18 protein-coding genes are annotated in these 18,956 nt (G+C 65.1%); 11 read left to right on the plus strand and 7 right to left on the minus strand.

From position 1 onward, the window contains the following. Positions 1–2: 2 nt before the first annotated feature. Together greA and AC097O_RS08510 are read left to right on the plus strand one after the other, a co-directional pair. Complete coding sequence (gene greA, locus AC097O_RS08505) at positions 3–479, plus strand: transcription elongation factor GreA (RefSeq protein ID WP_315238110.1); 477 nt, start codon at positions 3–5, stop codon at positions 477–479. A gap of 5 nt (positions 480–484) precedes the next feature. After that, the gene (locus AC097O_RS08510) at positions 485–898 is read left to right on the plus strand and encodes a DUF4149 domain-containing protein (protein WP_479592366.1); all 414 of its coding nucleotides are present in this window, start codon (positions 485–487) and stop codon (positions 896–898) included. Between the two features lies 1 nt (position 899). Here AC097O_RS08510 and AC097O_RS08515 read toward each other — a convergent pair whose 3' ends face one another. Beyond that, on the minus strand, positions 900–1,382 hold the full coding sequence (locus AC097O_RS08515) for a YhbY family RNA-binding protein (RefSeq protein ID WP_367849140.1): 483 nt from the start codon (positions 1,380–1,382) through the stop codon (positions 900–902). A 21-nt stretch (positions 1,383–1,403) separates the two neighbouring features. Here AC097O_RS08515 and AC097O_RS08520 point away from each other — a divergent pair, with 21 nt between their 5' ends. The 4 genes from AC097O_RS08520 to glmM all read left to right on the plus strand — a co-directional run bounded on the left by AC097O_RS08520 (position 1,404) and on the right by glmM (position 6,560). Then, a complete protein-coding gene (locus AC097O_RS08520; protein ID WP_479592367.1) occupies positions 1,404–2,123 on the plus strand; it encodes an RlmE family RNA methyltransferase in 720 nt (239 codons plus the stop codon). A gap of 107 nt (positions 2,124–2,230) precedes the next feature. Then, the gene (ftsH, locus tag AC097O_RS08525; RefSeq protein ID WP_479592368.1) at positions 2,231–4,156 is read left to right on the plus strand and encodes an ATP-dependent zinc metalloprotease FtsH; all 1,926 of its coding nucleotides are present in this window, start codon (positions 2,231–2,233) and stop codon (positions 4,154–4,156) included. Between the two features lie 100 nt (positions 4,157–4,256). After that, positions 4,257–5,105 carry a dihydropteroate synthase gene (gene folP / locus AC097O_RS08530; protein ID WP_479592369.1) on the plus strand — a complete coding sequence of 283 codons (849 nt, stop codon included), beginning with the start codon at positions 4,257–4,259 and terminating at the stop codon, positions 5,103–5,105. A gap of 99 nt (positions 5,106–5,204) precedes the next feature. Then, positions 5,205–6,560, plus strand: coding sequence for a phosphoglucosamine mutase (gene glmM / locus AC097O_RS08535; protein ID WP_479592370.1), 1,356 nt, complete (start codon positions 5,205–5,207; stop codon positions 6,558–6,560). 19 nt (positions 6,561–6,579) lie between these two features. On the opposite strand, the gene AC097O_RS08540 is transcribed toward glmM, so the two are convergent. Beyond that, on the minus strand, positions 6,580–8,718 hold the full coding sequence (locus AC097O_RS08540; protein WP_479592371.1) for a sensor histidine kinase: 2,139 nt from the start codon (positions 8,716–8,718) through the stop codon (positions 6,580–6,582). After that, on the minus strand, positions 8,715–9,419 hold the full coding sequence (locus AC097O_RS08545; RefSeq protein WP_479592372.1) for a response regulator transcription factor: 705 nt from the start codon (positions 9,417–9,419) through the stop codon (positions 8,715–8,717). Before AC097O_RS08545 ends, AC097O_RS08540 begins: the two co-directional genes overlap by 4 nt. A 185-nt stretch (positions 9,420–9,604) precedes the next feature. Here AC097O_RS08545 and AC097O_RS08550 point away from each other — a divergent pair, with 185 nt between their 5' ends. The 3 genes from AC097O_RS08550 to AC097O_RS08560 all read left to right on the plus strand — a co-directional run bounded on the left by AC097O_RS08550 (position 9,605) and on the right by AC097O_RS08560 (position 13,377). Next, entirely contained in the window at positions 9,605–10,858 is a 1,254-nt protein-coding gene (locus tag AC097O_RS08550; protein ID WP_479592373.1) for a prohibitin family protein, read from the plus strand. Continuing rightward, positions 10,858–12,351, plus strand: coding sequence for an SH3 domain-containing protein (locus tag AC097O_RS08555; RefSeq protein WP_479592374.1), 1,494 nt, complete (start codon positions 10,858–10,860; stop codon positions 12,349–12,351). The genes AC097O_RS08550 and AC097O_RS08555 overlap by 1 nt, the downstream gene beginning before the upstream one ends. Before the next feature lie 147 nt (positions 12,352–12,498). Further along, positions 12,499–13,377 carry a GNAT family N-acetyltransferase gene (locus AC097O_RS08560; protein ID WP_315226829.1) on the plus strand — a complete coding sequence of 293 codons (879 nt, stop codon included), beginning with the start codon at positions 12,499–12,501 and terminating at the stop codon, positions 13,375–13,377. Here the strand turns inward: AC097O_RS08560 and AC097O_RS08565 are convergent. Continuing rightward, positions 13,374–14,198, minus strand: a complete 825-nt coding sequence (locus AC097O_RS08565) for a segregation and condensation protein A (RefSeq protein WP_479592375.1) — start codon at positions 14,196–14,198, stop codon at positions 13,374–13,376. The genes AC097O_RS08560 and AC097O_RS08565 overlap by 4 nt on opposite strands. Before the next feature lie 67 nt (positions 14,199–14,265). Then, entirely contained in the window at positions 14,266–14,472 is a 207-nt protein-coding gene (locus AC097O_RS08570) for a DUF3460 family protein (protein WP_479592376.1), read from the minus strand. Between the two features lie 46 nt (positions 14,473–14,518). Between AC097O_RS08570 and bamE the strand changes: the two genes are divergently transcribed. Continuing rightward, positions 14,519–15,007, plus strand: coding sequence for an outer membrane protein assembly factor BamE domain-containing protein (bamE, locus tag AC097O_RS08575; protein WP_479592377.1), 489 nt, complete (start codon positions 14,519–14,521; stop codon positions 15,005–15,007). 84 nt (positions 15,008–15,091) lie between these two features. On the opposite strand, the gene AC097O_RS08580 is transcribed toward bamE, so the two are convergent. Further along, positions 15,092–16,036, minus strand: a complete 945-nt coding sequence (locus AC097O_RS08580; protein ID WP_479592378.1) for a LysR substrate-binding domain-containing protein — start codon at positions 16,034–16,036, stop codon at positions 15,092–15,094. 98 nt (positions 16,037–16,134) lie between these two features. Between AC097O_RS08580 and AC097O_RS08585 the strand changes: the two genes are divergently transcribed. After that, a complete protein-coding gene (locus tag AC097O_RS08585; protein ID WP_479592379.1) occupies positions 16,135–17,322 on the plus strand; it encodes an MFS transporter in 1,188 nt (395 codons plus the stop codon). Here the strand turns inward: AC097O_RS08585 and AC097O_RS08590 are convergent. Next, complete coding sequence (locus tag AC097O_RS08590; protein WP_479592380.1) at positions 17,295–18,947, minus strand: SulP family inorganic anion transporter; 1,653 nt, start codon at positions 18,945–18,947, stop codon at positions 17,295–17,297. The two genes, AC097O_RS08585 and AC097O_RS08590, sit on opposite strands and share 28 nt — an antisense overlap. Positions 18,948–18,956: the final 9 nt, after the last annotated feature.

Genomic DNA, 18,956 nt, shown 5'->3' on the forward strand with positions numbered 1-18,956 from the left:
CCATGTCTACCCTACCCATTACCAAACGCGGCGCGGAATCCCTCAAAGCCGAACTGCACAAGCTCAAGACGGTGGAGCGCCCCTGGGTGATCAACGCCATCTCCGAGGCCCGTGCCCAGGGCGATTTGAGCGAAAACGCCGAATACGAAGCCGCCAAAGACCGCCAGGGCTTCATCGAAGGCCGCATCCAGGAGGTCGAAGGCAAGTTGTCGGTAGCCCAGATCATCGACCCCGCCACGCTGGATGCCGGTGGCCGTGTGGTCTTTGGTGCCACGGTCGATCTGGAAGACGAAGACAGCGGCCAGGCCGTGCAGTACCAGATCGTGGGTGAGGACGAGGCTGACCTCAAGCTGGGCCGCGTCAACGTCTCCAGCCCCATTGCCCGCGCCCTGATCGGCAAGGAAGTGGGCGACACCGCCGAGGTCAACGCACCCGGTGGCATCAAGCGCTATGAAGTGATGGCCGTCAGCTACATCTGATAGCGATGCGCGAACGCCTGCCCGTGTTTTTGGCGGCCCTCTGGTGGGGTAGCCTGAGCACGCTGGGCTTCATGGTGGTGCCGATGCTGTTTGCGGTACTGCCCACCCCGGCGATGGCCGGTGGCATGGCCGCCAAGCTGTTCACGGCGCAGACCTGGTTGTCCATGGCCTGCACGTTGATCCTGTTGATGCTTTCCAGGTCAAAACAGGGCTCTGTGCTTATCGGACAAGCGCAAGCAGCTATTATTTTTATAGCTTTTGGTTTTTTGGCGGCGGTGCTGGTGGAATTTGCCATCTCGCCGCACATCGTGGCGCGGGAGAATTTGAAGCTGTGGCACGGTCTGGGCAGTGCCCTGTATTTGCTGCAATGGCTGGCAGCGGGCGCGACACTGTGGAAAGTGTCGGCCCAGCGGAGCTAGATCAGGTCTGGCTGCGTTTCTTGAGGCTGGTCTTTGGCTTTGGCTTGGCGCGTTTCACCGTGCCGCCTGCCGTCAAACGCTGGTTGCCCAGCACGCGCAAAGTTTTCACTTCAGGGCGTTGGCCACCGCGGGTGCTGTGCTTGAGCACCTTGAAGTCGCGTGGACCGGCCATGCGGTCTTCGTCCACGCGGCGCTCCTTGATGATTTCGGGTTGCGGGCGCCACAGCACCAACAGTTTGCCGATGTGCTGGATGGGAGCCGCGCCAAGTTCGTCGGCCAGGGCCAGGAACATGGCTTCGCGGGCGACGCGGTCGTCCGAGAAAACGCGGACCTTGATCAGGCCATGGGAGTTCAACGCGAGGTTGATTTCTTTGGTAACAGCGGGGGTCAGGCCGTCGCTGCCCACCATCACCACAGGGTTTAAATGGTGGGCTTCGGCGCGGTGCACCTTGCGCTGGGCAGGGGTAAGTTGTATTTGAGACATGTGCGTATTATCAAGGCCAAGATGAAAGTTAAAACACAAAGTAAAAAAGTCAACAAGGCGTGGCTCAACGACCACGTCAACGACCCCTATGTCGTGTTGGCCAAACGCGAGGGCTACCGGGCCCGCGCGGCCTATAAATTGAAGGAGATTGACGAGACTTTCCACCTCATCAAGCCCGGCCATCTGGTGGTCGATCTGGGCTCCACGCCCGGGGCCTGGTGCCAGTATGTGCGCCGCAAGCTGTCGCCCAAGACGGCGGCGGGCGGCGGTGCAGCGGTGGGCGCGCTCAATGGCAGCATCATTGCCATCGACCTGCTGCCCATGGAGCCGGTGGAGGGTGTGGTGTTCTTCCAGGGCGACTTCCGCGAAGACGAGATGCTGGGCAAATTGACCCAGGCCATGGACGGGCGGCTGGCCGACGTGATCCTGTCTGACATGGCCCCCAACCTGTCGGGCATCCACGCCGCCGATGCCGCACGCATCGAGGGCCTGGTCGAGCTGGCGGTGGATTTTTGCCAAAGCCATTTGAAGCCGCAGGGTGCCCTGGTGGTCAAGCTGTTCCACGGCGGGGCTTACGATCCGCTGGTGAAGCTGTTCAAGCAGACCTTCCACATGGTCAAGCCCATCAAACCCAAAGCCTCGCGCGATAAGTCGACCGAAACCTTTCTGGTCGGCGTGGGCTTGAAAATAGCACCCAAAACCGCACAAATCGCGCCTGAAAACGGCCAGGGAAACCCCTAAACCCTTGTTGCTGCAATGGCCGCCATAGTCAAGAATTGCCGTGTCGGCCCTTGAAACGCCTAAAATAGTACGCACTTACGTTGAAGTCTTTCCTACCGGAGCCTTGCTTGAAAAATCCGTGGTTTTCCAAAATTGCCGTCTGGCTCGTCATTGCGATGGTGCTATTCACGGTTTTCAAACAGTTCGACACCCGCGCGGGTGTGAGTTCTGGTTATGTGGGCTATTCGGACTTTTTGGACGAAGTGCGCAACAAACAAATCAAATCCGTCTCCATCCAGGAAGGCCAGGGCGGTACCGAGATCGTCGCCATCACCAATGACGACCGCCGCATCCGCACCAACGCCACCTACCTCGACCGCGGTTTGGTGGGCGACCTGATCGCCAACAACATCAAGTTCGATGTCAAACCCCGCGAAGAAGGCTCCCTGCTCATGACTTTGCTGGTCAGCTGGGGCCCCATGCTGCTGTTGATCGGCGTGTGGGTCTACTTCATGCGCCAGATGCAGGGCGGCGGCAAGGGCGGGGCGTTCAGCTTCGGCAAGAGTAAAGCCCGCATGATGGATGAAAACAACAACGTGGTGACCTTTGCCGACGTGGCCGGTTGTGACGAAGCCAAGGAAGAGGTCAAGGAAGTCGTCGATTTCCTGAAAGACCCGGCCAAGTTCCAAAAACTCGGTGGCCGCATTCCGCGCGGCTTGCTGCTGGTCGGCCCCCCCGGTACCGGTAAAACCCTGCTGGCCAAGAGCATTGCAGGCGAGGCCAAAGTGCCTTTCTTCAGCATCAGCGGCTCCGACTTTGTGGAAATGTTCGTTGGCGTGGGCGCAGCCCGGGTCCGCGACATGTTCGAGAACGCCAAAAAGAACGCACCCTGCATCATCTTTATCGATGAAATCGATGCCGTGGGCCGCCAACGCGGTGCCGGCCTGGGTGGTGGCAACGACGAGCGCGAACAGACCCTGAACCAGATGCTGGTCGAGATGGACGGCTTTGAAACCAACCTGGGCGTGATCGTGGTGGCTGCCACCAACCGCCCCGACATCCTGGATGCGGCTCTGCTGCGCCCAGGCCGATTTGACCGCCAGGTCTACGTCACGTTGCCCGATATCCGGGGCCGCGAGCAGATTCTGGTGGTCCACATGCGCAAGATCCCGGTCAGCCAGGACGTGAACCCCAACGTGATTGCCCGCGGCACGCCCGGCATGTCGGGTGCCGATCTGGCCAACCTGTGCAACGAGGCCGCGCTGATGGCCGCCCGCCGCAGTGCCCGCGTGGTGGAAATGCAAGACTTCGAGAAGGCCAAGGACAAGATCCTGATGGGTCCCGAGCGCAAGAGCATGGTCATGCCCGAGGAAGAGCGCCGCAACACGGCCTACCACGAGTCCGGCCACGCCCTGATCGGCAAGCTGCTGCCCAAGTGCGACCCGGTGCACAAAGTCACCGTGATTCCCCGTGGCCGTGCCCTGGGCGTCACCATGAGCCTGCCCGCCCAAGACCGTTACAGCTACGACAGCGAATACATGCTGAGCCAGATCAGCATGCTGTTCGGTGGCCGTATCGCCGAAGAAGTGTTCATGAACCAGATGACCACCGGTGCCAGCAACGACTTCGAGCGCGCCACCTCCATCGCCCGCGACATGGTCACCCGCTACGGCATGACCGATGCGCTGGGCCCCATGGTGTATGCCGAGAACGAAGGCGAAGTGTTCCTGGGCCGATCGGTCACCAAGACCACCAACATGAGCGAGCAGACCATGCAAAAGGTCGACAGCGAAGTGCGCCGCATCATCGACCAGCAGTACGCCCTGGCGCGCAAGCTGATCGAAGACAACAGCGACAAAATGCACGCCATGGCCAAGGCCCTGCTCGAATGGGAAACCATCGACGTAGAGCAGATTGACGACATCATGGCAGGCCGCGAACCCCGTCCACCGAAAGACTGGACACCCCGCACGCCTACCGGCGGCGGTAGCAACGGTGGTAGTGGCGGTGCACCGGTCGTGCCGGCGGTAGAACCCGCACCTACGGCGGCGTAACAACGGTGTAAACCACTGCGCGTGTCAACGCGTTGATAGGTGATCTCGATCACGGGGCTTTTCAGGCCCCGTTTTCATTTCTGATAATTCCGCAACTCCCATGCTCTGGCAAACCACCCGCTTTCAGATTGATCTGGCCCAACCTCGGGTGATGGGCATCGTCAATGCCACCCCCGACTCGTTCTCCGATGGCGGCCAGCACGCCAACACCGCCGCCGTCCTGGCCCACTGCGAACAGTTGCTGCGCGACGGGGCCCACCTTCTGGACATCGGCGCGGAATCCACCCGCCCCGGTGCCCAACCGGTGCCGGTGGAGGAGGAACTGGCCCGTCTGCTCCCCGTGCTGCGGGCGGCCACCACACTGGGCGTGCCGATTTCGGTAGACACCTACAAGCCCCAGGTCATGCAGGCCGCTTTGGACGCTGGTGCAGACATCCTCAACGACATCTGGGCCCTACGCTGGACCGACCCGGCCCATCCGCTGGCTGCCACGGATGTGGTGGCAAGGCACCCGTCGTGCGGGGTGTGCCTGATGCACATGCACCGCGAACCGCAAACCATGCAGGCCGAGCCCATGCAAGGCGACGTGGTGGCACAGGTGCTACTATTTTTAGAGCGGCATGTACAGCTGCTATCAGCACAAGGCATAGAAAAGACCCGCATCGTGCTCGACCCCGGCATTGGCTTTGGCAAAACTGTGGCCCAAAACTTCGCCCTGCTGGCGCGGCAACAGGCGCTGCTGGCTTTGGGTTACCCGCTGCTGGTGGGCTGGTCGCGTAAATCTTCGCTGGCGGGTATGGCCGATGTTCCTCTTGGCCCCACCGAGCGCCTGGTGCCCAGCGTGGCAGCGGCCCTGCTGGCCGTGGAGCGGGGTGCGCGCATCGTGCGGGTACATGACGTGGCCGCCACCGCGCAGGCCCTCAAGGTGTGGGCTGCAGCGGGCGGGTAAGCTCACCATTTTTCAAAGTTGCCGCAAGCTGCGGTGTAACCTGTAGTCGGCCTTACCAGCGTGCGCTGTACGGGTCGTGTCCCCATAAAAAGGAAAACAATGTCCCGTCAATACTTCGGCACCGATGGCATCCGTGGCACCGTGGGCCAGGCCCCCATTACCCCCGATTTTGTGCTGCGCCTGGCCCATGCCGTAGGCCGCGTGCTCAAGCAAACCGAAGCCCGCCCCACCGTGCTGATCGGCAAAGACACCCGTATTTCCGGCTACATGCTGGAAAGCGCACTCGAATCCGGTTTCAACTCCGCCGGTGTGGATGTGGTGCTGCTCGGCCCCCTGCCCACGCCCGGCGTGGCCTACCTGACCCGTGCACAGCGCGCCAGCCTGGGCGTGGTCATCAGCGCCAGCCACAACCCATACCCCGACAACGGTATCAAGTTTTTCAGTGCCGAAGGGGCCAAGCTGCCCGATGCCTGGGAACTGGCGGTTGAAGCCGCGCTGGACACCCCGCCGGTATGGGCCGACTCTGCCTCGCTCGGCAAAACCCGCCGCCTGGAAGATGCGTCTGGCCGCTATATCGAGTTTTGCAAAAGCACCTTCCCCAACGCCCTCACGCTCAAGGGCGTGCGCATCGTGGTCGATGGTGCCCACGGCGCGGCCTACCAGATTGCCCCTAAGGTCTTCCACGAGCTGGGTGCCGAAGTCATTGCCATCGGCTGCGCACCCGACGGCATCAACATCAACGAAAACGTCGGTGCCACCCATCCCCAGGCCCTGGTGGATGCCGTCAAAGCCCACGGTGCCCACTTCGGTGTGGCGCTGGACGGCGATGCCGACCGCCTGCAAATGGTCGATGCCGATGGCCGCCTGTTCAACGGTGATGAAATCCTGTACCTGATGGTCAAGGAGCGCCTGTCGCGCGGGGGCAAAAATGCCAGCAAGCGCGCAGCCGATGCCGTGCCCGGCGTGGTCGGCACGCTCATGACCAACATGGCCGTCGAGCTGGCGCTGAAAGACAAGGGCGTGGAGCTGGTCCGCGCCAAGGTGGGCGACCGCTACGTGCTGGAAGAGCTGGAAAAGCGCGGCTGGCTGCTGGGCGGCGAAGGCTCCGGCCACCTGCTGGCCCTGGACAAGCACACCACCGGCGACGGCCTGGTCAGCGCCCTGCAGGTGCTGCAGGCCTGCGTACGCACCGGCCAGACCCTGGCCGAGCTGCTGGCCGATCTGACCCTGTTCCCGCAAACCCTGATCAACGTGCGCCTGCAGCCCGGCCAAGACTGGAAAGCCAACACCCAGTTGCCCCTGGCCACCCAGGCCGCCGAAGCCGAACTCGGCAACAACGGCCGCGTGCTGATCCGCGCCAGCGGCACCGAGCCCCTGGTCCGCGTGATGGTCGAGGCCCGCGATGCGGCCATGGCCAAGTCCTGCGCGGAGCGGATCGCGGCCACGCTGCGATAGGTCCCCTGGGGCGGGGCCGTCACCCCGCCTGCAAGCGCAGTTCCAACCGTACTCCGTCACCGGTGTTCTGCGCCGCAATGGTCCCGCCCATTTTGGCCATGTAGGTCTTGGCGACGAACAGGCCCTGGCCGCGGCTGCCCAGGGCTGCGGTATCGGCTTGGCTGGACACACCATATTCAAAAACTTTGCCCAGAAGCTCCGCCGGGATGGGCGGCCCCTGGTTAAAGATACCGACCAGCACTTCGTGGCCCACGCGCTCCAGCGTCAGCACGATGGGGCTGCCTGCCGTGCGGTGGCGCTGGGCGTTGGTGAGTACATGGGTGACCACATCTTCCAGCGAATGGGCATCGGCCTTGGCCCACAGCGGGGCGGGCAGGGGGGTGAATTGCACACCGCTGATGCCTGCGCTGGCGGCGTTGTCGGCCACCTGGGTCAGGAAGGCATTCACGTCCAGCCGTTCGGTGTCCAGCAGGCTGGCCTCAAAGGCTTCGCTGGGCGAAGCGCTGCCGTATAGCACCTGGATAGCCCGCTGCATGCGCTGGATGTAGCGGTTGCTGGGGTCGTGGGCCGTGCCGTGCAAGGCCTTCAGGGACTGCAGGGGCGACATGATTTCATGGCCCACGGCGTGCCACATGTCTTTCTCCTGGGCGGTGCGGATGCGCTCGCGTTTCAGGTCGTCGTGCACCCGCTGCAGCAGCTCGGCCAGCGCGGCGGCCAGCACGCCCAGCTCGTCATGGCCGCGCACGTCCACCAGATCCAGCGCCAGCACGCTGTCCGCGCTGCGCATGCTGTGTGACACGGCGGCCGAGCGCTTGGTCAGCAGGGTGATGCGCCGGATGATGCGCAGCTCGATGGCCGCCCAGGTCAGCGCAACCGCCAGCAGCATGGCCCCCACAAACCACGACATCCGGGTCGCCACCCGGGCCAGGTTCTGGTTCACGCTGCGCAGGTCGCCATGCAGCGTCAGCGCGAAACTGCCCAGGCTGGTGGTGATGGTCTCGGAGGCCTGCAGCGGGATGTCGTAGTCGGCCACCGGCAGCCGGGCGACCAGGCGGTCCAGCCAGCGCGGGGCGGGCTCGGTGGCGGCGGGGGCCTGCAGCGTGGCCAAGGTCCGCGCCGCCTGAGTGCCCGCAAGCAATTGGCGGATCTGCAAGGTTTCGCCGGGTTGGAGCTGGGGCACCAGGCTGGCCAGGGTGAACGGCGGCGTGGCACCGGGTTGCTGGCTGTCGAACACCCGGGTGGCGCTGCCGGGGGCCAGCATCTGCAACTGCACCCTCACCTGGTCCAGATCCGGCGGTGGCCAGGCCGGGGCGGTCTTGCTGGCGCTGCGGCTGGCGGTAAACACGGCATCGCGCCACAGGTCGATGGGCAGGCGTACCGAGAAAAACACCTGCTTCCTGCAGGCACTGGCCGTGCTGGCGGTGTCTGCAGGCAGGCAGCGCCCGTCTTGCCACAGCCAGCCGCGAAAGTCGCGCACCGGGCGGCCACCGGTCTGGCCCTGTGCGTCCAGTGTAAATCCGGTCAAACGCCCGCGCACGGTGGGCACGCCCGAGGCGCTTTGCGGCCCGGCATCGGCATCGGTTTCAAACGGGGCCAGCCACTGGGTGCTGCTGCCACTGGGCAGTTGCACCGCGACCTGCAGGCGGTGGGCCTGGTCTAGCGCTGGGTCGCCCCGGCTGTGGGCCACCAGAGCATCGGCGGTGGCGTAGCTGCCCACCAGGTAGATGAAGCCACCCGCCCAGGGGTTGTTGCCTACGGCCACGCACAGGCTGGAGCCGTCGGGGTACTGCACGCCACAGCCCGCCATCTCCACCGCCTGCTGCACCTTGCTGCGGTCGTCAAAGTCGATGGCGGCAAACGGCAACACCACCGGGTACAGCGGCTGGTCGGGGCTGCTGCCCAGGCCGGGGTTGAGCAGGGCCAGTTGCCCGGTGGGGTGGCGCAGGCGCTGGGCGATCTGGGCCAGGTTTTGCTGAAAGCTGCTTTGGTAGCTGCGCAGGCCGCGTTGTTTTTCTTCCTGCAGCACGCTCAAGGCCAGGGCCAGGGTGGCCAGGGCCAGCAGGGCAAAGGCGGTGCGAAAGAAAAACCGCAGGCCGAAGGGGATGCGGAACGGCACCTGAAAAGGCACCTGGAACGGCAGCCGCCCCAAGGGCTTCATGCAGGCACCGTCCAGCGAAAGCCGCGCATCGGCACGTTTTCTATCGCGTCGAACTGCGGGTCCAGCTCGCGGAAGGCATCGCGGATGGTGCTGACGTGTTTGCGTACGTTGTCCCGGTTGCGGCCACTTTTCACCACCTGGTACAGATCGTCGTACGACACCACTTGGCCCCGGCGCTGGTACAGCGTGGCCAGAATGCGCTGCGCGGTCAGTGGCAGGTTGATGCGCTGGCCGCGCCACAGGGCGGAGTTTTGCCGCAGCGGGTCCAGCGACAAGGCATCGGCATCCGCCGATGGCGCCTGGGGCGGGGCTTTGGCGGTAGCCCGGCCCGCCCGCAGGATCTCTAAAAACGTGTCGATGAAGTCGGCCTCTTCAAACGTGGTTTTTTGCAGGTAGTCCCAGGCATCCAGCGCCTTCATGATGCTGCGGTAAATGGTGGCGGGCATGGCCGACACCACCAACACCGGCGTGCCGGGCCGGGTTTTGTTGATGGCATTGATGATGGCCACGCCCGCATGCCGCTCGCGGCCCAGCTCGATGTCCAGCACCACCAGGTCGTACTGCTCGCGGGCAATGGCGGCCTCGGCGCTGTCGCGGGTAAACCACTGCTCCACCCGGATGCCCGGCTGCGCGGCCTCGATCCAGCCGCGCAACAACTGGCTGGTGGGTTGGTCGTCTTCGATGACAGCCACTTTTTCCATGGTGCAGGTTCTCAATCGTTGGTATGGGCCGATTATCCAAGCCCGCCCTGGCCGCCGGTGTGAGTGTTTCTTCCGCCGCCGGAAGCAACTGCCAGCAGGGCTGCATTGTTTGCTCCAGGGGGTGCAGAAAAGAATCTAGCCACACCCCACCGGGTGGCCTGATTCAACAACCTTTGGAGCCCGCCATGTCCCTGCACCCCTCTCGCCTCGTCCGTTCCATCACCCTCGCTGTGCGCCGCCTGGGGCGCAACACGGCCCAAGGCCTGGGCCAGGTCGCTACGCCCCGCGCTGGCCGCGCCGTGCTGGCGGTGGGTGTGCTGGTGGCTGCGGGCGCGCTGGTCTGGAGCCACCCGCCGTTGCAAAACGTGGCGCGCGGCGAGGTGGGCATCCGCAGCAACCGCTTCACCGGCGACACCAGCCAGTGGGCTGCAGGGTCGGTGCTGGTGCTGCCCGGCATCCACACCTTGCGCCAGTACAACCTGCGCGACCAGCTCTACCGGCCTGTGTCCGCCGACGGCAGCGCCCAGTTCCAGTCGGTGGAAGGCCTGTCGGTAGGGGTGGATGTGGGGGTGCGCTATGCCCTGGACCCGCGCCGTCTGGCCAGCCTGTCGCAAGACCTGCCCGGCGACATCCGCCAGGACATCGTCCAGCCCGCGGTGCAAGGTGTGGTCTACAAGACCTTCACCCGTTACACCGTACGGGAAATCTTTTCCAGCAAGCGCGGCGAGATCCAGCAGCTGATCGAAGCCGAGCTCGAACCCAAGCTGGCCGCCGACGGCATCTTGCTGCGCTCGGTAGAAATCGGCAAGGTGGACTTGCCGGCAGACTACAAGCGCGGCATGGAGCGCCTGCTGTCTGAAGAGCTGGAATCCGAAAAAATGCGCTACACGCTGGAGCTGAAGGGCAAACGCGTGCAAGAAGCCGCGCTGGATGCCGATGCCGAGCGCGTGCGCCGCGAAAAGTCGGCCCAAGCCGCCGGTTCCGAGCAGGTCATTGCCGCCAAGGCCCAGGAAGAAGCCATGCGCCACGTGCTGCCGTTCAAACAAAAGCAAATCGAGCAGCGCCAGCTGGAGGCCGAGGCCGACAAAGTCTCGCGCATCCGCACCGCCGAAGGTGCCGCCGCTGCCCGCCGCATCGAAGCCCAGGGCGAGGCCGACTCGCGCCAAAAGCTGGCCGATGCCGAAGCCTACCGGCTCGACCGGGTGGGCAAGATCGCCAGCGAGCAAATGGCCCGCGACGGCGCGCTGGTCACCCGCCACCCGCTGCTGATCCAGAAGATCATGGCCGACAAACTGTCCGACAAGGTGCAGGTCATCATTGCTGCGCCACCCACCGATGGCGGTTTCATCGGCTCCGCCCTGCTGGGGGCAGGCAAGAACGGCAACCCGGCGGCACCCGAAATGGACTCCGCCGAAGGCAGCGACAAGGGAGCCGAATAATGCGCGCCGCATCTGTTCTGTTGACGCTGGTCTCGCTGTGCGCCAAGGTGGCGATGGCTGCCACACCCTTGCTGGCCATCGTGGTGCAAGACCAGGTGGCGCTACGCGGTGCGGCGCGCGATGCCGCCCCGGTGCAGGCCGTGCTGACCCAGGGCGACACGCTGGAGATCCGCGGCCAGCGCATGGACTACCTGCAGGTCTACGACTACCGCCGCGAGCGGGCGGGCTTTGTGCGCCAGTCGCAGGTCCGTACCACCCGGGTCACCCCGCAAGACGCGCCCGAACTGCTGGCCGTGCTGCGCTTTGTGCGCGACACCCCTGGCTCCGAAGCCTTGGGCGTGGCCTACGCCGCCGCCTACCTGCAAGCCGCCCCGGCAGGCAGCAACACTGCCGAGGCGCAAGACGCACTGGGCCAGATGGCCGACCGCCTGGCCCGCCGCGCCACCAGCCGCCAGGGCAGCAGCGCCGGTGCGACGCCCACCGCAGCCGACACCCGGCTGGCCGCGCAGTTGGAAGCCGTGGCCGCCTACGGCATCCAGATGACCAGCACCGAGCGCGATGGCAGCATGCAGATCTGCTACGACGGCGATGCCTTTGCCCGCGTGCTGGCCCAGCCCGCTGCCAGCCCGGAGCAGCGCGCCCGTGCCGCCCTGGCGCTAAGCCGCAGCGACTGCCAGGACCCGAATCTGTCGCCCACTGTGCAAACCCGGCAAGACCAGCAGCGGGCCCGGCTGCTGGAGCCCATCGACACCGCCACCCTCAGCCCCGTGCTGGCCAACCGTATCCAGTTGCGCCGCGCCGCCGTGCAGTCGGCGCTGGCCTTTGCCGCCGCCCGCCGCCAGGAGACCCCCCAGGCCGTGGCCGCCGCCCAGCGTGCCGTCGATGCCCTGGCCGCCCTGAACCGCGCCGAGCTGGCCGACGAAGACTTTGCCGCCGAGAGCGAGGCCGCCATCCGCGTCAGCGCCTCCCGCTGGGCTGCCGTACCCGTTGCAGATGCCAACACCGCAGGCTCCCGCCCGCGCATCGTCACCCAGCCCGGCGAGCCCGGGCAGACCTGTGTGCTGCTGGTCGATGCCCAACACCCCGCCGCCCACCCCCTGCACCAGCGTTGCACCTATGGCGTGGCCTGGACGGCATCGGCCAGCACCAGCCCCAACGGCAAGGCCGTGGCCCTGGCGGTGCAGCCGCTGGCAGGCTGGCGCGAGCTGTGGCTGTACCGCCAAACGACCGAGGGCTGGACGCTGGACACCGTGCCGCCCGGCAGCAATGCCCCCGGCCTGGGAACGCTGGAATTTGCCGGTTGGGTGCCCGGCGGCGAGCGCCTGCTGGCCGTGCGCGAAGCGGTGGTGGAGGGCCGCGCCAAGCGCAGCTTTGAAGTCTGGAAGCTCGATACCCTGGCGGTGGAAAAGCAGGCCAGCAGCCCCGGCCTGCTGGTTTTGTTCGGCAAATGGCAAGACCCGGTGTGGAAGCAGATGACCGTGGCCTTGCGGTGAGGAATATGGGTGTTTTGGGCCTCTAGCGCTTATGGATTGAGCGTGACATGCTATAAATTTAAAAGCACTGTCACACAAGCGCCACGCAAGCTTCACATCCGCGTCACACCGCACTTTCAGACTCTGCCGCATACACAGGAGAAGTCCATGAAAGAACTGCCCACCCCCACCTTCGCGCTGTCGCCTATTTCGCTGGTGTCGGCGTTCAACCCGGCCCATTTGCTGCGCGGGGCGCTGCACCGGCGCGACGAGCGGGTGGTGGCGCCCATCCCCCGTGTCGAGGCCCAGCCTGTGGCCGCTGCGGGCGGTATTGCCGTGTCGTGGGCGCGGCACCAGGACGAGGTGCGCGAAGCCCAGCGCCTGCGCTACCAGGTGTTTGCCGTGGAGATGGGCGCGCGCCTGTCCACCAAGCTGCCCGGGCACGACGTGGATTTGTTTGACGACTTTTGCGAGCACCTGCTGGTGCGCGACGTGGCCAGCAACGCCGTGATCGGCACCTACCGGGTGCTGACCCCGGTGCAGGCCCGGCGCGTGGGCAGCACCTACAGCGATATGGAATTTGACCTGGTGCGCCTGCGTAACCTGCGCAGCCGCATGGTGGAGCTGGGCCGCAGCTGCGTGCACGCCGACCACCGCCACGGCGGCGTGATCCTGGCCCTGTGGGGCGCGCTGGCCGAATTCATGCAGCGCAACCAGCTCGACACCATGGTCGGCTGCGCCAGCATCCCCATGCTGCACAACGGCGTGGTGGGCGGCGACGCGGCGGCCAGCATCTGGCACCAGTTGCAAAAAACCCACATGGCCCCGATCGAATACCACGTGCAGCCCCGCCTGCCGCTGCCCATCGAGCAGTTCGACAGCACGCTGGCCATCGAGCCACCGGCCTTGATCAAGGGTTATCTGCGCCTGGGTGCCAAGGTGCTGGGCGCGCCCGCCTGGGACCCGGATTTCAACACCGCCGACCTGCCCATGCTGCTGCGCATTGCCGATTTACCGGCGCGCTACCGCAAGCACTTCGGCGGTTAAGCCACGGCTACCGGGGCGTAGGCCAGACGCACGTAGATGGGCGCAAAAGCCTCCGCCTGCACGATCTCCACCAGCGTCTCCTTGGCCAGCTCCAGCAGGGCGATGAAGGTCACCACCAGCACCGACATGCCCTTGGCGGCATCGAACAGCTCTTCAAACTCCACAAACCTGCGGCCTTGCAGGGTCTTGAGCAAATGGCTCATGTGCTCGCGCACCGACAGCTCTTCGCGGGTGATGGTGTGGTGCTGGATGAGTTTGGCGCGGCGCAGAATGTCGCGCCAGGCCTCTTGCAGGTCGGCCACGTGCACCTCGGGCAGGCGGGGTTGCAGCGCCTGCTCGATGAATACCTGGGCCTTGAGAAAGTCGCGGCCAAACTGGGGCAGGGCGTTGAGGCGGGCTGCTGCCAGCTTGATCTGCTCGTACTCCAGCAGGCGGCGCACCAGAGCGGCGCGCGGGTCTTCGGCTTCCTCGCCCTCGGCGACCTTTTTGGGCGGCAGCAGCATGCGCGATTTGATCTCGATCAGCATGGCCGCCATCAGCAGGTAGTCGGCCGCCAGCTCCAGGTTGCGGCTGCGGATCTCGTCCACGTACACCAGGTACTGGCGCGTCAACGCTGCCATGGGGATGTCGAGGATGTTGAAGTTTTGCCGCCGTATCAGGTACAGCAGCAGGTCCAGCGGGCCCTCGAAGGCATCGAGAAACACCTCCAGCGCGTCCGGCGGGATGTACAAATCCACCGGCATGGCAAACATCGGCTCGCCATACAGCCGGGCCCGCGCCACCGGGTCCAGGGTGTCGGGAAGTGCTAACGCTTCAACCACTGCATTCACTATAAATTAAATAGCTGCTTGTGCTTATGGAATGGGCGCTAGCTGCCAATTTGGCTAATTACTTGTTGAGGGTCTGGTAGACGTAGGGGTTTTGCGCCACGCGGCCTTCGCGGTACTCTGCCTGGGCGTTACGGTCTACCTTTTGCTCCCACAGCAGGGCGCGGCCTGCGAGCTGCTGGGCTTCGAGTTCGGGCTTCTGGGCCTTGAGCTGGTCGATGAACAGCGTGGCATCGGATTGGTAGTGGGGGCGGGCGAAGATGGACATAGACTTGGGACCTTTGGTTGGCTTGATTTTACGGGGGCAACAAGCGATGTTGAAAAAGTGGGTAGGTTTAGTCTGTACAGCACTGGCTTTGGCAGCTTGCGATCCGCAGCGCATTGAAAAACTGGAAGAGGGCGTGGCCACCGAGGCCGATGTGCGGGCCCAATTTGGCGAGCCCGAGAAAGTCTGGGATGCGCCCGAGGGTGGCCGCACCTTCGAGTACAACCGCCAGCCAGCGGGCCATGTGAACTACATGATCACCATCGGCGCTGACGGCAAGATGAGCGCCCTGCGCCAGGTGCTGACCCCGCAAAACTTCGCCAAGGTCCAGCCCGGCATGATGATGGAAGACGTGCGCAAGATGCTGGGCAAGCCCATGAAGACCACGCCCTTCAAGCTGAAAAACGAGGTGGAATACGACTGGCGGTATCTGCAGCCGCCCAACACCTCCATGGTGTTCACCGTGGTGTTCGACCCCGATTACCGCGTGCTGCGCACGATGTCCGTGCCCGACCCGGAGGTCGAGCGCAACCGGTAAGGGTCTCAGCCTGAACCCGCGTTCCTCAGGGCATCCGTGGAACTGGCTTTGCCAGGCCACTGGATGCGCCCCCTGCATGTCGTATCAGTTTTTCAAACCGATACGAGGGGGGTTGGCGGAAAGCGCTTGCGCTGTAGCCTGGGGGTGTGAAAAGCCTGCGGCCACATAGTCCAGAAAGCAGGCGATGCGCGACACCAGAGCGGTGTTGCGGTAGTACACCGCGTGGATGGGCTGGCGCACTTCCACCGTGGCGCTGGGCAGCAACTGCACCAGGTCGCCGCGCGCGCGGTCGCCCTCGGTCATGAAGTCGGCCAGGCACACCACGCCCGCACCCGCCAGGGCCAGTTGGCGCAGGCTCTCGCCGCTGGAGGCGCGTAGCGTGGGGGCAATCGCCAGCCGGTCGCCTGATGGATTGCGCAGCGGCCAGGCGTTCAGGCTGTCGGGCTGGGTAAAGCCCAGCAGGCTGAGTTTCTCCAGGTCTTCCACCGTGCGGGGCCGTCCTGCGGCCTTCAGGTAGGCCGGACTGGCCAGCACGCGCAGCAGGCTGCTGCCTAACGGGCGGGCGTGCAGGCTGGAATCGACCAGCGGGCCGATGCGGATGGCCAGGTCGGTGCGGTGCTCCAGCAGGTCGATGATCTGGTCGCTGCTGTTGAGCTCCAGCGCAATGTCCGGGTAGGCCGCCCGAAAGCCCGCCACCAGCGGCACCAGCACATGCAGCAGAAAGGGCGACGCGGCGTTGACCCGCAAACGCCCGGCGGGCCGGTTGCGGCGCTGTGCCATTTGCTCCTCGGCCTGCTCCACCGCGCCCATGATCTTGCGGGCCTGGGCCAGGAACATGGCCCCTTCTTCGGTGAGCTCCAGGCGGCGGGTGGTGCGGCGCAGCAAGGTCACGTCCAGTTTCTTCTCCAGGCGGCCCAGCGAGCGGCTGACGGCCGACACGGTTTGCCCCAGCTGCTCGGCCGCCGCGGTGATGGAGCCTGCGTCGATCACGGTGGCAAAGGCCTGCAGTTCGTCGAGCGTGGTTTTCATTCTTGAATAATACGCAAGTATCTTGTGCGGATACAGCGCTTTTTCTGCAAGGGTAAGGCATCCAGAATCCAGGCTTCTGTGACTATTTGAGGTGCTTTATGCCACTTGCCTTGCTTGCGCTGACCATCAGCGCCTTTGCCATCGGCACGACCGAGTTCGTGATCGTCGGCCTGATCCCCACCATGGCCGCCGACCTGGGGGTCAGCATTCCGTCGGCGGGCCTGTTGGTCAGCCTGTACGCCCTGGGCGTGGCCGTGGGCGCGCCCGTGCTGACGGCGCTGACCGGCAAAGTACCCCGCAAGATGCTGCTGCTGGGCTTGATGCTGCTGTTCACCATCGGCAACCTGGTGGCCTGGCAGGCACCGGGCTACACCCCGCTGGTGGTGGCACGGGTGCTGACGGGCCTGGCCCACGGCGTGTTCTTTTCGATCGGCTCCACCATCGCCACCAGCCTGGTGCCCAAGGAGAAAGCCGCCAGCGCCATTGCCACCATGTTCTCGGGCCTCACCGTGGCGCTGGTTACCGGCGTGCCGCTGGGCACCTTCATCGGCCAGCATTTTGGCTGGCGCGCTACGTTCTTGGCGGTGGCCGCGCTGGGCGTGGTGGCGATGCTGATCAGCCTGTTTTTCATCCCGTCCACGCTGAAACACAACAAACCCGCCAGCGTGTTGCAGCAGTTGCAGGTGCTGAAACAGCCGCGCCTGTTGCTGGTCTACGCCATGACTGCCGTGGGCTACGGCGGTTCGTTTGTGGCCTTTACCTACCTGGCCCCCATCCTGCAGGAACTGTCGGGCTTTGGCACCAACGCGGTCAGTTTGGTGCTGATGGTCTACGGCGTGTCGGTGGCGTTTGGCAACATCTGGGGCGGTAAGCTGGCCGACCGGCGCGGCCCGATCGGCGCGTTGAAGATCCTGTTCCTGGGCCTGGCCGCAGTGCTGCTGGTGCTGTCGCTCACCGCCTCCAGCCCCTGGCTGGCCGTGGCCACCGTGCTGGTGTGGGGTGCCTTTGCCTTTGGCAACGTGCCAGGTCTGCAGGTCTACGTGGTGCAGCAGGCCCAGCGCGTGGCGCCGCAGGCGGTGGACGTGGCCTCGGGCCTGAACATCGCGGCCTTCAACCTGGGCATTGCAGGCGGTGCCTGGGGCGGCGGCTGGGTGGTGAGCCACCTGGGCCTGGCCCACACGCCCTGGATCGGCGGCTTGGTGGTGCTGGGTGCGGTGGCCTTGACGGCCTGGAGCGGCAGCCTGGACCAGGCCCGCACTCAGAGTGCAGCCGCTGCGCTGGTCTGAAAATCCTTGAGTCGGCCCGCGAAGCCGGATCGTTCCATCAGCCCCCGGGGCTGGTCGTTCAGGTCGTTGATGTAGAGCTGGCCGCCGCGGTGGGTGATGGCCTTGAACAATTGCTCCAGCGCGTCCAGCCCGCTGGCATCCAGTGAGATGAGCTGGGACGCGTCCAGCACCACACGCGTGCCCTTGTGGCGGCTTTCCACGGCCTGGACGATGGGGTCGATCTTGGCTACCGCCCCGAAGAACAGCGCGCCGTAGAGTTTGTAGACCAGCGCGCCCTCCGCCTCGGCCACGGCATCCACATGGAACAGCGTGCTCATGCGGCGGATGAAGAAGGCGCAGGCCAGCAGCATGCCCACCTCCACCGCCACCGTCAGGTCGAACACCACGGTGAGAAAGAAGGTGCCCAGCAACAGCATGCGGTAGTGGTTGCTGAACTGCTTGAGGCGCACAAACTCGTGCCATTCGCCCATGTTCCAGGCCACAAACAGCAGGATGCCCGCCAGCACCGCCAGAGGGATGTACAGCGCCAGCGGCGCGGCCACCAGCACCACGGCAGCCAGCACCAGGGCGTGCACGATGCCCGCGATGGGCGAGGTGGCGCCGGAGCGGATATTGGTGACGGTGCGCGCAATCGTGCCGGTGGCGGGCATGCCGCCAAAGAAGGCCACCACGAAATTCGCCACACCCTGGGCCATCAGCTCCTGGTTGGGGTTGTGCTTGAGGTGGTGGGGGTCACTGGCGAGCTGATCGGCCACGCGGGCGCACAGCAGCGACTCCACCGCGCCCAGCAGGGCAATGGTCAGCGTGGGCGTGACCAGCAGGCGCACCGTGTCCCAGGTGAATTCGGGCAGTTCAAATACCGGCAGGCCGCTGGGGATGCTGCCGAACTTGGTGCCCAGCGTCTGCACCGGCAGGCCCAGCGCCCAGGCTAGAAATGACAGAGTGACCAGCGCCACGATGGGGCCGGGCACCCGGGCAAAGGTGCGCACCGAGCGGCCTTCCAGCAGGCGGATCAGCGGCGAGCCCTGCACAAACACTTTGGGCCAGACAATCAGCCCCAGCACGCACACCGTGCCCAGGGCCAGCGCGAAGAAGTTCAGGGTGTGGATGTGGGCGGCCAGGGTCTTGAGCTGCGAGAAGAAGTCGCCCGGCATCTTGGCGATCTCCAGCCCCAGCAGGTCTTTCACTTGCGACAGCGCAATCAGCACCGCAATGCCGTTGGTAAAGCCAATCACGATGCTCACCGGCACATAGCGCACCAGCGTGCCCAGCTTGAACAGACCCAGCGCAAACAGCAGCACGCCCGCGCAGGCGGTGGAAATCAGCAGGTTGGCCACGCCGTAGCGCTCGACGATGCCGTAGACGATGACGATGAAGGCCCCTGCCGGACCGCCAATCTGTGCCGTGGTGCCCCCCAGCGCCGAGATGAGAAAGCCCGCAATGATGGCCGTCCACAGCCCGGCCTCGGGCTTGAGGCCGCTGGCAATCGCAAACGCCATGGCCAGCGGCAGGGCGACGATGCCCACCGTCACGCCCGAACCCACATCCTTGCCCAACCTCTCCCGGTTGTAGCCCTTGAGTGCGTCTAGCAGGCGGGGGTGGAAGCGGGCGAGGGGCGAGGTCATGGTGTGTTG

The sequence above is a fragment of the Rhodoferax sp. LS1P39 genome (assembly GCF_056521425.1).